This window comes from Mesorhizobium sp. CA4 (genome assembly GCF_020165075.1).
In the GTDB taxonomy this organism is placed as follows: Bacteria; Pseudomonadota; Alphaproteobacteria; order Rhizobiales; family Rhizobiaceae; genus Mesorhizobium.
The window spans coordinates 64,347-78,071 of the sequence record NZ_JAIUHK010000021.1 but is presented as its reverse complement, the minus strand read 5'-3'; the positions used below and the strand labels follow the sequence as shown (position 1 = coordinate 78,071).

General features: G+C 64.1%; 16 protein-coding genes and 1 pseudogene. 7 read left to right on the top strand and 10 right to left on the bottom strand.

The annotated features are described in order from the left end of the window. Nucleotides 1–26 precede the first annotated feature (26 nt). Nucleotides 27–758 carry a GntR family transcriptional regulator gene (locus tag LB528_RS18220; RefSeq protein WP_318011495.1) on the bottom strand — a complete coding sequence of 244 codons (732 nt, stop codon included), beginning with the start codon at nt 756–758 and terminating at the stop codon, nt 27–29. A gap of 185 nt (nt 759–943) precedes the next feature. Between LB528_RS18220 and LB528_RS18215 the strand changes: the two genes are divergently transcribed. Both LB528_RS18215 and LB528_RS18210 read left to right on the top strand, forming a co-directional pair. Continuing rightward, nucleotides 944–1,957, top strand: a complete 1,014-nt coding sequence (locus LB528_RS18215) for an SIS domain-containing protein (RefSeq protein WP_224715812.1) — start codon at nt 944–946, stop codon at nt 1,955–1,957. Nucleotides 1,958–1,995: 38 nt separating this feature from the next. After that, nucleotides 1,996–2,808, top strand: a complete 813-nt coding sequence (locus LB528_RS18210; RefSeq protein ID WP_224715811.1) for a PfkB family carbohydrate kinase — start codon at nt 1,996–1,998, stop codon at nt 2,806–2,808. Between the two features lie 3 nt (nt 2,809–2,811). Here the strand turns inward: LB528_RS18210 and LB528_RS18205 are convergent, their stop codons facing one another. Genes LB528_RS18205 through LB528_RS18195 form a run of 3 tightly spaced genes read right to left on the bottom strand, consistent with a single transcriptional unit; the run spans nt 2,812 to nt 5,962 of the window. Continuing rightward, complete coding sequence (locus LB528_RS18205) at nt 2,812–3,783, bottom strand: amino acid ABC transporter permease (RefSeq protein ID WP_224513318.1); 972 nt, start codon at nt 3,781–3,783, stop codon at nt 2,812–2,814. 19 nt (nt 3,784–3,802) lie between these two features. Then, nucleotides 3,803–5,083 carry an NAD(P)/FAD-dependent oxidoreductase gene (locus LB528_RS18200; RefSeq protein ID WP_224513319.1) on the bottom strand — a complete coding sequence of 427 codons (1,281 nt, stop codon included), beginning with the start codon at nt 5,081–5,083 and terminating at the stop codon, nt 3,803–3,805. Between the two features lie 51 nt (nt 5,084–5,134). After that, nucleotides 5,135–5,962, bottom strand: coding sequence for a transporter substrate-binding domain-containing protein (locus LB528_RS18195; RefSeq protein WP_224513320.1), 828 nt, complete (start codon nt 5,960–5,962; stop codon nt 5,135–5,137). Nucleotides 5,963–6,068: 106 nt separating this feature from the next. On the opposite strand from LB528_RS18195, the pseudogene LB528_RS18190 reads away from it, so the two are divergent. Then, a pseudogene (locus tag LB528_RS18190) lies at nt 6,069–6,314 on the top strand (IMP dehydrogenase); the annotation flags it as partial. Between the two features lie 24 nt (nt 6,315–6,338). On the opposite strand, the gene LB528_RS18185 reads toward LB528_RS18190, so the two are convergent. After that, entirely contained in the window at nt 6,339–6,905 is a 567-nt protein-coding gene (locus LB528_RS18185) for a hypothetical protein (RefSeq protein WP_224513321.1), read from the bottom strand. Between the two features lie 80 nt (nt 6,906–6,985). Between LB528_RS18185 and LB528_RS18180 the strand changes: the two genes are divergently transcribed. Both LB528_RS18180 and LB528_RS18175 read left to right on the top strand, forming a co-directional pair. Further along, a complete protein-coding gene (locus tag LB528_RS18180) occupies nt 6,986–7,516 on the top strand; it encodes a cupin (RefSeq protein ID WP_224715809.1) in 531 nt (176 codons plus the stop codon). A gap of 1 nt (nt 7,517) precedes the next feature. After that, complete coding sequence (locus LB528_RS18175) at nt 7,518–8,117, top strand: dihydrofolate reductase family protein (RefSeq protein WP_224513325.1); 600 nt, start codon at nt 7,518–7,520, stop codon at nt 8,115–8,117. A 34-nt stretch (nt 8,118–8,151) separates the two neighbouring features. On the opposite strand, the gene LB528_RS18170 is transcribed toward LB528_RS18175, so the two are convergent. Beyond that, nucleotides 8,152–8,511, bottom strand: a complete 360-nt coding sequence (locus tag LB528_RS18170; RefSeq protein WP_224513327.1) for a hypothetical protein — start codon at nt 8,509–8,511, stop codon at nt 8,152–8,154. Between the two features lie 201 nt (nt 8,512–8,712). Here LB528_RS18170 and LB528_RS18165 point away from each other — a divergent pair, with 201 nt between their 5' ends. After that, the gene (locus tag LB528_RS18165; RefSeq protein ID WP_224513330.1) at nt 8,713–9,027 is read left to right on the top strand and encodes an EthD family reductase; all 315 of its coding nucleotides are present in this window, start codon (nt 8,713–8,715) and stop codon (nt 9,025–9,027) included. Nucleotides 9,028–9,082: 55 nt separating this feature from the next. On the opposite strand, the gene LB528_RS18160 is transcribed toward LB528_RS18165, so the two are convergent. The 4 genes from LB528_RS18160 to LB528_RS18145 form a co-directional block, all read right to left on the bottom strand. Next, nucleotides 9,083–9,262, bottom strand: coding sequence for a hypothetical protein (locus LB528_RS18160; protein WP_224715808.1), 180 nt, complete (start codon nt 9,260–9,262; stop codon nt 9,083–9,085). A 7-nt stretch (nt 9,263–9,269) separates the two neighbouring features. Further along, nucleotides 9,270–9,560 carry a DUF2934 domain-containing protein gene (locus LB528_RS18155; protein WP_224513334.1) on the bottom strand — a complete coding sequence of 97 codons (291 nt, stop codon included), beginning with the start codon at nt 9,558–9,560 and terminating at the stop codon, nt 9,270–9,272. 86 nt (nt 9,561–9,646) lie between these two features. Then, nucleotides 9,647–10,210 (bottom strand): DNA-3-methyladenine glycosylase, encoded by a 564-nt coding sequence (locus tag LB528_RS18150; protein WP_224715807.1) that lies wholly within the window; start codon nt 10,208–10,210, stop codon nt 9,647–9,649. Between the two features lie 41 nt (nt 10,211–10,251). Next, a complete protein-coding gene (locus LB528_RS18145) occupies nt 10,252–11,400 on the bottom strand; it encodes an amidohydrolase (protein WP_224715806.1) in 1,149 nt (382 codons plus the stop codon). Nucleotides 11,401–11,748: 348 nt separating this feature from the next. Here LB528_RS18145 and LB528_RS18140 point away from each other — a divergent pair, with 348 nt between their 5' ends. Next, nucleotides 11,749–13,725 carry a putative bifunctional diguanylate cyclase/phosphodiesterase gene (locus LB528_RS18140; RefSeq protein ID WP_224715805.1) on the top strand — a complete coding sequence of 659 codons (1,977 nt, stop codon included), beginning with the start codon at nt 11,749–11,751 and terminating at the stop codon, nt 13,723–13,725.

The window sequence follows — 13,725 nt, the reverse complement described above, 5'->3', positions numbered from 1 at the left end:
CGATATCATCGCCACCGTTTGCGCGTTCACTTTCGTGCGAAGCTGAAGGCGAAATGGCTGCCGCGATGATAGACGGCGGCATGGACGACCGGGGTTCCGGTCCCATCGAAACAGGTTTCCGTAATGAGCAGGGCGGGCCCGAAGTCGCGCAGGTCGTTGCGCTGCACGATTTCGTCGGGCAGCGTCACGGCTGCAACGGAGGCGGCCGACATACGCGGCTGATGGCGGTGCTTTTCCAACAGCGCGAGCAGCGAGCCGCTCCATTCGATGTCGAAAAGGCGCCCCGGCAAAAAGCTGCGCGGTACGTAGTCGAGCGAATAGATGAGGGGCAGATCGTTGTGCAGCCGCAGCCGTTCAAGCCGGATGACGCGCTCTCCGTCCGCTAGCCGCAATTGCTGCTGGATAAATGGATCGGGCGTTTCCTCGGCGATGGAAAGAACCTTGTTGACGGTGTTGTAGCCATAGTGGCGCGACATGTCGGTCACGCTTTCGAACACCGTGATTGGACGGTCGACCTGGACGGCGGAGTTCGCGGTCACGAAGCGGCCGAGACCATGGGTGACGGAGATGATGCCGTCCTGTTCGAGAAGCTTCAACGCTTCGCGCAGGGCAGGGCGCGAGATGCGGAAGCGCTGCGTCAGCTGCGATTCCGTTGGCAGCCGGTCGCCGGGCTTGAGCCCTTCGGTCCTGATGAGGTCGGCCAAGCGGTCGCGCAGCTGAACCGCCAATGTGCGCGCATCCCGAAGCGGCTCGTCCAAGTCCCTCTTCCCCATTATGCCAACTCTCCTTTTGTTGTCGGACAATCGCGCCCAGGTCAAGCGGAGGCATGCGGTGGCGATCGCATGTCGTATAGGCAACGCATGCAAACCTATCCGCAAAATTTCTCTTGAAATGTGCTCCCGCAGATGTCAGTTGTCTTACAACTGAATTGATCGAGGGAACGATGCTCAATTTCGATGAAGCCCGGTTTATGCGCATCCAATCGGGGGCGGTGGCCTTGCGCGAGCGCATTGAAGCCGTTGTGGCGCAGTGCCTCGCCGCCGGGGCGCAGAACATCTTCTTTCTCGGCACCGGCGGTGCAGCGATCCTGATGCATCCGGCGGCGCAATTGCTGCAGCGCCGATCTGGCTTTCCGGCCTTCGTCGACATCACCGCCGAGCTGCAGCTTGTCCAATCCGTGCACCTGACCGACAAATCGATCGTCGTGTTGCCCTCGCTCTCCGGCACGACCAAGGAAAGCGTGGCACTGCTGTCCCGGATCAAGGACGTCGGGGCGACGGTGATCACATTGGTCGGACATGAGGAGACGCCGCTCGGCAAGGGCGGGGACCATGTCTTCGTCAACTTCGCCGAGGACGACACGTCCTGCGAATCCTTCTATCTCCAGTCGCTCTTCATCGCGCTTGCAGTGCTGAAGCATCGCGGCGAGCTCGCCGAATCCGAACGGATTTTCGCCGAACTGGAGCAGTTGCCGCGACTGTTGCTGGAGGTGAAGCGGAGCTATGAACAGGAAGCCGCCGGCTTCGCGCACAAACTGGCCGCCTCCGACTATCACATCATAACCGGCGCCGGGAATGTCTGGCCGCAGGCCTGGTATTATGGCATGTGCATCCTGGAGGAGATGCAGTGGATCCGGACCCGCCCCGTGCATGCTTCCGACTTTTTCCATGGCACGCTGGAGCTGGTGGACAAAGACGTCAGTGTCGTGCTCTTCAAGGGCGAGGATAGCGCCCGGCCGCTGGCCGATCGCGTCGAGAAATTCGCGCCTGACTATACGGACAAGTTGACGGTGCTCTACACGGCCGATTTCGAATTGCCCGGCATTTCGCCAGATGTGCGCGCGCTGGTTTCGCCGATCGTGCTCGCGACCGCCCTCGAACGGGTCAGCGCGCATCTCGAGGTGATCCGTAACCACCCGCTGACGACGCGCCGCTACTATAAGCGCGTTGCCTATTGAGCTTAGCTCTCGGCGTCAGCTTGATCGCAGCGCAGGATATGAGCAGCTTTCGATTTGCCGCCGTCGGCGACAACTGCATCGACCGCCTCGGAGCGCCGATCGGCCGCTCGCTGGTCGGCGGCAACGCGCTCAACGTTGCCGTCCAGCTCGCGCGGCTTGGCCATAACAGCTTCTATTTCGGCGCGGTCGGCCGCGACGCCGAGGGCGAACGCACCCGCGGTGAGCTCGAAGCCAATCGCGTGGCGGTCAAGCACCTGCGCCTAGACCAGCGCAACACCGCTTGGACCGACATCAAAGTCTTGCCGTCCGGCGAGCGTTTGATCGCTGCCGAGGATTTCGGCGCCTGCGCCGGCTATGCGCCGGACGAGGCCGAACTGGCGATCCTGGGGACGATGGATCACGTCCATATCGGCTGGCTGGATGACGGCGGCGCTTTGCGCAGGCGCCTGTCGCGGGCCGGGGTCAGCGTCTCGCAGGATATCTCGGTCAACGCCGATCCCGCCGATCTCGGTGTGGAGGGTTTGAGCATAGTTTTCTGCTCGACCGGCCAAAATCGCCACGTGGCTGAAGCGATGGCCGCGGATCTCCTGTCGCGCGGCGCAGGCTGCGCCGTCGTCATGCGCGGTGCCGAGGGGTCGATGGCGCTGACGGCCCGCGAGCGCGCCGAGACCGGCATCCGCCCGGTCGAGGTCGTCGACACGACCGGCGCCGGCGACAGTTTCATCGCCGGTTTCCTGCATGCCTGGCTGGCCAGGAAGCCGCTCTTGCTGTGCCTCGAAAGCGGCCGCGATCATGCCGCTCTGGCCTGCTGCCATCTCGGCGGCTTTCCCCAGGAGGGGATGCCCCATTGAAGCTCAGCGTTTGAGTGAGCGGCCGAACCGTTCCTCGATGCGGGACTGCAGGAATTCGAGCCCGATGGACAAAAGCCAATAGATCATCGAGGCGGTGATCAGCATTTCGATGTGCCGGAACTCGGTCTGGCCCTGCGTGCGCGCCAGATACATGATCTCCCAGACCCCGACCACCGAGACCAGGGAGGAATCCTTCAGCATCGCGATGAACTGATTGCCCGTCGGAGGCACGATGACGCGCATCGCCTGCGGCAGGATCACCAGGAACATCGTCTGGTTGGGGCTGAGCCCAAGCGCGGTGGCTCCCTCCGTCTGGCCGCGCGGAATGCTTTCGATGCCGGCCCGGAAAATCTCGGTCATATAGGCGCCGTAGCAAAGCGACAGGGCCATGATCCCGGCGGGCACGGCCCCGATCACATAACCGACCTGCGGCAGGCCGAGATAGATGATGTAGATCTGCATCAGCAATGGCAGCCCGCGAAACAGCGACGTGTAGAAGGTTGCCAGCCCATAGACGATGCCGTTCTTGGAGAGCTTGGCTATGGCGCCGATGAAGGCGATGACCGTCGCGATGGCGATCGAAATGGCGGAAATGTAGAGCGTGGTCACCACGCCTTGCGAAATGAGGAACCCGATCTTCCTGGCAATGAAAGAAAAGGACAGGTCGAAGGAGTAAAAGAACAGCATCAGCAGCACGAACAGCTCGATCCAAACGGCCACGATCTGCTGCTTGCGCCCGAGTTGCTGCAGCGCCTTCCAGTTGGCGGCCACGATCAGCGCGATCAGCACCGCCGAGACGGCTCGCGCCACCGCGGGATTGGCCGCAAGCCACTCGATCGAGCTCGGGATCAGCTTGCCGATCCAGTCTGCCTTGATGCCGAGACCGTAGAGGCCCGCGGCGAAAGCGGCGAGCGCCAGGCACAGGCCGATGCGGCGGGCGGCGTCCGGATAGTTGAGCAGCAGTCTGCCGATCACCTGTCGATATCCCTTCTGGTTAGCGGGGGCGTTCGCGCCACCAATCTTGCGCCTGCAGCTTCCAATAGGTGAGTTGCGCCGCGGCAAGCCCTACCGGCCCGCCCGCCCAGGCCAGTCCGAACGGCGCGAACAGAAGGTGGCGGTCCGACTGGCCGAGTATCGCCTCGGCAACCACCTTGCCGGCTATGGCCGTCGTGTTGATGCCGTGCCCGCCAAACGCGGTGAGATACCAGGCGCCTGGCTGCAGCTGCCCGATCTGGGGCATCAGGTGGCGAGCGTAGGCCATCAGTCCCGACCAGGCGAGTTCGGTCTTGAGCGTAGCGAGCTGAGGGTAGGTTCCAACCATCTCCCGGCGCAATTCCCTGGCCAGCACCGCCGGCGAAGCAGCCCGCGTGGTGATGCGCCCGCCCCAGAGCAGCCGGTTTCCATCCTCCACAACGCGGTAGTAGTCGCCGGCCCGGCGGTTGTCGCCGACGGCATCCGTCGTCGCGATGGCGCCGGCGATGAGATCGGGGGCTTCCTCGCTCAGCATCACATAGGTCGCGATCGGCAACATGGCCCGCTTCAGCCGGCCGATCAGCGGTCCTGTATAGCCGCCGGTGGCAAACACCGCTTGCCGCGCGCGTACTTCGCCGCTTGCGGTGCGTATGGTCTTGTGCGGGCCGTCGAGTCTGGCCTCGATCGCGCTGGAGCCCTCGTGAATCCTGCCGCCCAGCCGCTCGATCTCCGCCCCGATGGCGCGCAGATAGTTCAGCGGATGCATGTGGAAGGCGTTGGCATCGCGCAGGCCCTGGTAGTAACGCTCGGAATGCAGCACAGCGCTCACCTGGTCGCGCTCGAGATATTCGAGCGGATAGTCGAAATCCCGCGCCAGCTTCTCTGCATGAGCCTTCAGTTCGGCACCGCCATCATGGCGCAGCACGCCCATGATTCCGGGGCGAGGCTTCGCTGCCTTGATGTCGAGGTCCTTGATCGTCTGCCGCACGAAATCGACGCCTTCGATCGACAGCCGGTGCAGCTCTCGTGCCGCTGCCGCACCGGCCATCGCGGCGATCCTGTCGCTGCCGGTCGCGAAGCCCGGGCTGACGAAGCCGCCGTTGCGGCCCGAGGCGCCGAAGCCGATGCTCTCGGCTTCGAGCAGCACGACCTGCTGCCCGGCACGCGCCAGCTGCAGCGCCGTCGTCAGACCGGCCAGTCCGCCGCCGACAATGACCGTTTCGCATTCGGCCGGGCCCGCGAGCGGTGGTCTGGCCTTCTCGTCGGCAAGTGTGCGGCGATAATAGGTATCGGGATAGGTCATGATGGGTTCTGATGAAAGCAGGCGGCCTTGAGGGGCCGCCCGCGATGAGCGTCAATCGGCGCTGTAGTTCTTGCCGTACCACTTGGTGGTCAGCGTGGCGAGCGTGCCGTCTTTCTTCATCTGGTCGATGATGCCGCCGATCTTGGTGGTCCACTCGGCATCGCCCTTGTCGGCGATCACCACCAGCGGCTCGCGGAAGGCGTAGTCGCCCTCGAGGATGCGCAGCGGATAACCGTTCTTGATGGCGTTTTGAGCGGTCTGCTCGGGCGCGATGACCGCGTCGAGCCGCACGCCGTCCCCAAGTCTCAAATCGTCGAAGGGCAGCATGGAATCGGCGAAAGTCCGGATCTCGCCAGGCTGCAGCTTGTATTCGACTGGCGGAAGGCCGGGAGCGTCGATCTCCAGTTGGCGGCGGATGAAATCTTCCGACGTGGTGGCGGTCTCGACGCCGATCACCTTGCCGTTCAGATCGTCCACCGATTTTGCCTTGCTGTCCTTGTGGACCACATAGACATAAGGGCTGTAATAATAGATGCCGGCGAAATCGATCACCCTGGCCCGGGCCTTGGTCGGCGTCACCGAGCCGACGCCAAGATCATAGCGGCCCTGCCAGTGGCCGCCGGTCATGGTCGCCCAATCGGGCGTCTCGAAGCTGACCTCGACGCCTAGGCGCTTGGCGATCTCTTTCGAGACGTCGATATCGAAACCGACCAGCTGGTTGCTCTCGTCGAGAAAGCTCTGCGGCGGCCATCCGCTGTTGGTCGCGACCACCATGGCCTTCTTGGTTGTGACGCGGTCCAGGGTTTCTCCCGCCCACGCTGCCGACGCGAATGCGAGCGCGCCGGCAGTCAGCGCGAAACAAGTGATAAATCTCCTCACGAAACCTCCCTTTCGCATGTAAGATGTCTGACAACGCAACTTGTCCGGAAGGGAGAGGATGAGTCAAGCGTCTTTATCTGCGCATCGTCGAGTTTCGGCCTGCGATGCGCGTCCCGGCGTTGGCCTATGTGGCGTGAGCTTCGACGGCCAGAGACTGTTCTTCGGCCAGAAGCGCATGCTGGGCGGTCCGGCGCCGGTGCGCCGCTTCCTTCCCGACCTGGTGGAGCGCGTGCTGCAAGGCCGTATCAAACCCGGCAAGGTCTTCGACCTCAAGCTGCCGCTGGCCGAGGTCGCCGAAGGCTACCGCGCGATGGACGAACGCCGCGCCATCAAGGTCATGCTCGAGGTGTAGCCGCCGGCCCGGCTCCGAACCGTTTTAAGGCTCGGGAACCACCGCCCATAGCGTCTTCGCAAATCCGCGCTTGTCGAGCTGCCACGACTTGCCGGCAACCGTCGCCTTGCCGTTTTGACATTTGTAGGAATAGACGACGTCGTGCCCCGTCGCGAAAGCCGGTACGATGTCGTCATTGGGGTTGGCCTTGCAGAACTCGTCCGCGCCGGGATTGTCGCGCGCCGCGTTCATTTTCGCGCAGGGCAGGTTGGCCCCGACGAAACAGGCCAGCACCTTGCCGTTCATGCAGCGGTAATTGGCCTGCGTCTGCAGTTCCGATTCCGACGGCGTGCCCTTTGCGTCTGGAAACAGCTTCTTGAACGCCTTGACCGTACCGCCGTAAAGCTCGTGCGAATAGGGGCGGACCGTGTCGTCGTTCTTCACCTGGCGGCAGAGCTTGTAGAGGTTCTGCGCGAGCGCCGCGTTAGCGGTCGCGGCCGGCGTCGTAGCGGATGCGGGCGCCGCGATAGCGCTGACGCCAGCGGCAACGAAAAGGGCCGACACAAGCGCTGAGGCAAGAAAGCCGATTGTCGAAAGGCGAAATGCACTCATCCTGACCTCCTTGGAACTGACCGGAGCAAAACGCGCAACAAGCCGTTAGACCAGACGGTAAGATTGCAGGAGCGGCAAAGATGGCGCAACCCGTCGACAAACAGGAGCCTCTCACCTTCCGCTTCGCCGATGACGGACTGGTTCCCAATCATCCGCGCTGGCCGATGCTCGTCTATCCCGGCGCGGTGCCGTTGCCGGACGGCGTCGATCCGGCCGCCGTCTTCGAGGATATTTTCGGCGCCAATGGCTGGGGCGACAGCTGGCGCAACGGCATCTACGGCTTCGTCCATTACCATTCGCGCATTCACGAGGTGCTGGGCATCGCGCGCGGCGCCGCCGAGGTCCGCTTCGGCGGCGACAAGGGCAAGGTGCTGCAGGTCAAGGCCGGCGACGTGGCGGTGCTGCCGGCAGGCACAGGCCACCAACGCCTGTCCGGCTCGGCTGACCTTCTGGTGGTCGGCGCCTATCCGCCTTTCGGCACATACGATCTGTGTCGCAGTCCGGAGCAGCATGCCGAGGCGCTGCGCACCATCCCGACGGTCGGCCGGCCCGACAAGGATCCGCTCTTCGGCGGCGACGGGCCGCTGCTGAAGGCGTGGAGCGAAGGATGAAATGACAAGGATCGTCGCCATCGAGCATCTGACGCTGGACGGTGTTTTCCAGGCGCCGGCGCGTGCCGATGAAGACACGCGCAACGGTTTCGAGCATGGCGGCTGGGGGATTCCAGGCAGCGACCCGAAGATGCAGGAGGTCATCGGCCGCGCCATGGCCGGAGGCTGGTCGCTGCTTGCCGGCCGGACGACCTATGAAGACCTGCACGAAGGCTGGGCCGTCAGGCAGCCGGCCAATCCGATGACCAGGGCGCTGACCGGGGCGCAGAAGTTCGTCGCCTCGCACGACGCTGCGTATCAAGCGCGCTGGGAAAATTCGACGCTGCTTACCGGCGATACCGCCGAAGCAGTGCGCGAGCTCAAGCAAGGTCACGATAAGACGCTTGTCATGTTCGGCAGCGGCAAGCTGTTGCGCGCGCTGATGCGGCACGGGCTTGTCGATGAACTGGTGCTGATGGTCCACCCGCTGGTGCTGGGCGCAGGCTCGCGCCTTTTCGAGCCCGGACAGGGGCCCTCGACGCTGAAGCTGTCCGGCCAGATCGCGACCGCAACGGGCGTGGCGATCCTCACTTATGCATTTGACGGCAAGGTCGCGGCGTAGCGGCCGGAGTAAACCGGGACGCGCGGTCGCCCGCCTAAGGATACTGCGTTTTCTTCGGCGCGTAGGTTGCCGGATCGAAATCGAGCTCCTTCGGCAGCGGCCGGCTTGAGCACTGCAGATGCATCTGGCGAGCGAGAAGCCGCCGCCGTTGCTGCTCATGCTCCTTCACCGCCGCAACCATTCCCATGCTGTAAGGCCCAAGCAGAACCCCGAATCCCCAGCCGGGATGGTCCTTCTCGCGCTGGGCATAGTCAGCGGCGGCAGTACGGACCTGCTGGCATTGCGGCGATGCCCATTTCGGATCCTGCTTCGACAGCGAAGCGCCATAGTCGACGGGAGAGGACACGCATCCCGCCACTACCGCGCTCAGCGCGACGATCACCGCAATTCTCATCCTTGAGTCCCTGCTAATTTAAGGCGGAGAGAACATAGAACGCCGCTTCGCACAAGCGAGAGAGCGGCGAAAAGCAACGGGCAGGGCGGGACAGCCGCCATCGTCGTCCGTCTGCGCTTCCTAACTCTTTTTCAACGTCCCGTTCCGTTTCCATCCGCGGTTTCGTCTTTGCTTTATCCGCCGCGAAAAAGGAGAACCGCTATGGCTGGAATGGTCGTGATCTACAAGCAGCCGGCTGATGCGGAAGCGTTCGAAAAGCATTATTTCGAGACGCACATACCGCTGGCCAAGAAGATACCGGGTCTGAGGAAATACGAGGTCAGCCAGGGGCCGATAACGGTGGTGGCCGGACCACCCGACATCTACCTGATCGGGACGCTTTATTTTGACGATCTCGAAGCGATGAAGAGGGGTTTCGCAAGCCCGCAGGGAAAGGCGGCCGGGGTCGACCGCCGGCTGTATGCGCCCGATGAATCCGGAGTCCAGATTTTCCTCTTCGACAGCAGGGGAGTTTGAGGCTGCGGCTGAGACCGGACGATCCGTCCGCCGAGAGCCGCGGCCGCATCGCTGCTCACGTCGACTTTCCCCGCTCGATGTCGGTGCGTTTTTGCTCCGCCGCGGCAATCGCGGTTTCCATCACGGCATCCAGATCGGCCATCGCTTCCAGATGACCGTGATCGGCGATCGATTTGCGCAGCATGCGCATGGCGAGCAACGCGTCGTCCAATGCCTGTTCGACATTTTTAACCATGGCCGGGTCAGCCTTTGCGCCGGCTGCGCTTCTTCGGCGCCGGATCGTCATCGGCCGGGCGATTTTCTAAGGCCTTGCGCGCAAGCGCCTCGGCCGCCACCGGGTCCGGCTGGCCGGCCGGTATCGTGACCGCGCCGGGCATCGCAGCACCAGGCTGTTCGCCCAACCCATTGTCCTCGCGCTCGATTTCCTCGCGAGCCTGATGCCAGTGCTCCTCGTCCTGGCCATTCGCTTCGCCGCTGCGTTGCCAGATCTCATAGGCGCGGCGCTTGATGCGTTCGTATTTGTCGGTCGCCATTGTCTGGTCCTCCGTCATCTGCCTTCAAACGCGCGCTGGCCGCGAATGATCCATGACAGGGACAGGGAACGGATAAGGTTTGCGGCTCAAAACCTGCGGCTGAGATAGGCCGACCCGGCGAGGCCGAAGCGCCACTCGGCTTCCACGCCCTTGGTGAGGCCGATCCGGCGGCCGACGAGGATCGCGGCCGCACCGGCATCGGAATGGGCGAATTCGAAGGGGGGCGCGGTGAGCGAGAGCCCGTTATGCGAGGCGTCCACGCCGAGCGCCTGGCAAAGCTTGCCGGGACCGGAGCAGAGCAGCCGGTCGTTTTCGGTGCCGCGCCGCTCGCGCATCTTGCCGATGCCGGATTGCGGCTGGATCGCCCGGATCAGCACCGCGCTCCCCGGCAGGCACACCGCGTTCAGGCACCAATGCAGCCCGTAGGAGCGATAGACGTAGGCGTCGCCCGGCGCGCCATACATCGGCGCGTTGCGCGGCGTGCGGCCGCGAAAGCTGTGCGAGGCGGGGTCGTCGGGCCGGTATGCCTCGGTCTCGACGATGATGCCGCCGACACCGGCGAGCCCAAGCCTGGCGCCGATCAGCGCGCGTGCCACCGCGAGGGCATCGCGCGCGAAGAAATCTGGAGCACAACGAGTGTCAACTGGCATGGTGGTAGACGTCAACCGGAGAGGCTATCGCGGGCGTTCTGTCATCCAAGCAGATTGCGCGCGGCGCGCATGAAGATCCGCGAACCGATCGGGATCAGGTCGTCGGGGAAATCATAGTCGGGGTTGTGCAGCGAGGAGTGCTTTTCGCCCGCCCCAAGGAAGAACATCGCCGATTTGGCATTATGGCCGAAAATGCCGAAATCCTCCGAGGCGCGCATCGGCAGTGCCTCCTCGCTGCGCGCAACGCCTTCCTCGTCGAGCGCGCGGTTGAGATACTCCACCGCCTCCGGTGCGTTGACGCTGGCGAGGAAGATTTCGTGATAGTCGAAGCGCACCGCGAGGCCGTGCTTCGCGGCGATCTTCGTGGCAAGCGCCTCCGCGGCGGCGACCTGCTCGGCCATGCGTTCGTCGCGGCGGGTGCGCAGCGTCGCCCACACTTCCGCATAGCCGGGCGCGATGCCGAACACGGCTTCGCCCATCGCGCAATGGGTGACGGTCACCATGCCGAAGTCCTCATCAGTGAAGGTGCCGCGCCCAAGCGCGGGCAGCGCCGGCATCAATTCGCTCACCGCCGGCATCGGCGACACGCCGGTTTCCGGCATCGAGGAATGCGCGGTCTTGCCTTCGAGCACGATTCGCATGCCGCGCGAGGCGCAGTTGACGGTGCCGGCTTTCAGCCGCACCTCGCCGAACGGCACGCCCGGCAGATTGTGCAGCGAAAACGCGAAGTCCGGCGCGATCTCGGAGAAGCGCGGATCGGCGACGACGCCGGCGGCGCCATTGCCGGTTTCCTCGGCCGGCTGGAACATCAGGACGACGCGCCCGCGCGCCGGCCTGTCACGCCCGAACTGGCGGCCGAGCGCCGCCAGGATCGCGGTGTGCCCGTCATGCCCGCACATATGCGATTTGCCCGGCATCTGAGAGCTATGCTCGGCGCCTGAAAGCTCCTCGATCGGCAGCGCGTCAAGCTCCGAGCGGAACAGCACCGTCGGCCCGGCCTGTCCGCTGTCATAAACGGCCGCCACGCCGTGACCGCCGAGCCCCGTCAGCACCTTGTCCGGCCCGGTATCGGCGAGGAAGGCGACCACCTCCTTGGCGGTCTTTTCCTCCTCGTTCGAGATTTCCGGCTGCCGGTGCAGCTTGCGCCGCCATTCGGTGAGTTCGATGATGTCTCGATTGGTCAGGGTCATGGACTGAGACTCCGATTGGGCTTTTCAGGTCGCACAAACACGATAGGTTTTTTCTCGCGCCGTGCCATGGCGATCAATTCGGATAGGCCATCGGCCGCCGCAAAATCAATGCCGCTGTCTCCCACCTTCACCGCCGCGGCTGATCGGGCGAAGGCCGACGCTCGTCCTGTCCACCCGTAGCGCTCCGCAAATGTTCAGAACCGTTGCCCGATGGTCCCGTCTTGATACGGAGCCGCCGCAAGGTTTTCTCCCAGCTCCCGGCATCGGCCAGATTCAATCGAGAAATGCCACGTAAACCGCTGAAATCCTTAACACGATTTTCATTCCGCTCGCCTACCCATTAGAGACATGAAAAGGCATGACGAGCGGCTGGTGGCGGGTCCCTCTTCCGAGGGAAGGAGCGAAGCCGTGGAAGCCGGCATCCTGCGCGACCAGCTTGCGGATCTGAGCAAGGGCGTCTTCATCTCGATGCCCATCGGCACTGTGCTCTCGGCGCTGATCCTGGCGGTGCAGCTCTTGTCCGGCGGCGGCCTTGCCGCGGTGCTGTGGTTCCTGGCGATCGCGCTGATCAACGGCGCGCGCGTGGTGCTTGCCGTCGCCCAATCGGAAGCCGCCGAGGATAGGCCGGGGGCGGTGGACGCCCGGCTTTCCTTTTATGGCCGAATGGCGCTTGCATCGGGCATCGCCTGGTCGTTCCTGGCGCTGTTGAGCGACGGATACACGACCAGCCAGGCGCCGCTCTACCTCATCGTGCTTGCCGGCATTTCGGCCGGTTCGGTCACCTACGGCACCTGCTATGCGCCGGCTTCGATCAATTTCATCACCCTGCCGCTCCTCACCGCCGCCGGCTGCGTGCTTGCCAAGGGCGGCGTTGAAAATGACGTGCTCGCCTTCACCATCCTGCTTTTCCTCGGCGGCCTGATCAGGAGCGCTCTGCTCGGGCAAGCCCGCTTCCGCGAGACGAGCCGTCTCAAATACGAGGCGCGCGAATTCGCCGCCGAGATGGAGCGCAACTCCAGGCGCGACCCGCTGACGAATCTGCTCAACCGCTATGGGCTGGAGCAGGCGATCGCCGAGCTCGGGCTCTCCGACGGCCCGTTCGTGGCCATGCTGATCGACCTCGACGGCTTCAAATCCGTCAACGACACCTATGGCCACAACATCGGCGACGACCTTTTGGTCAAGGTGGCACGCCGGATAGAGGACCACGCCCCGCAGGGTGCCACGATCGCGCGCATCGGCGGTGACGAGTTCGTGCTGCTTTTCTCCGCCGGCAGATCGCAGCAAGCGGCCGGCGAGCTTGCATCCGCCGTCATCGCGGCCATCGCCAATCCGGATCCGGAGCTGAATTCGGTGCGCGTCGGCGCCTCGATCGGCATCTACCAATCGGAAAAGCCGCGATTGACGGAGATGCTGCTCAAGGCGGATTTCGCGCTCTACGCGGCCAAGCGCGGCGGCAGGAACGAATATTGTCTCTTCAACGCCGGTCTGGACGCCGCGCTTGAACGCAAGAACTGCATCGAGCGCGACCTGCGCGGCGCCATCGAAGCCGGCGCCCTCTGCTCCTGGTTCCAGCCGCTGGTGCGGCTCGACACCAACGCGGTCGTTGGTTTCGAGGCGCTGCTGCGCTGGCATCACGGTGTCCATGGCGCCATCTCGCCGCCCGAGATCGTCACCGCCGCGCGCGAAACCGGCCTGCTTTCGCTTCTGACCGAGACGGTCTTCCTCAATTGCTGCGCCATGGTCGGCGAGCTGGTGAAGCACGGGCGTAAAGATGTCCGCGTCGCGATGAACCTCTCGCCGCGCGAGCTCGAGGCCGGCAATGTCGACGACATGATCCTCGACGGCCTGAAGGCCAAGCATGTGCCTGCCGCGATGCTCGAGATCGAGATCACCGAGGAGTCGCCGGTGGACCGCGACAGGGTCGACGAAAAGGTCGGGCGCCTGGCGGATGCGGGCATATCGATCGTGCTCGACGATTTCGGCACCGGCTTCTCGACCCTGGTTTCACTCAAGGACAGCCGCATCCGCAAGATCAAGATCGACAAGGATTTCGTGCGCGACCTGGCGAAATCCGTCGAGGACCAGGCCTTGGTCGGGGCGGTGATCGGCCTCGGCCGGACTCTGGGCATCGAGGTGATGGCCGAGGGCGTCGAGACCGACGCCGACCGCATGATCCTGCGCTCGCTGGGCTGCGTAATTGGGCAGGGCTATCTCTTCTCGGCCGCGCTCCCCATGCGCGATGCGCTCGCCTTCGACGCGAGTTCTGCCACCGAAGCCCTTTTCGAGCCGCGGCGCGCGCCCCAGAGCGGCAACGCCGCCTGA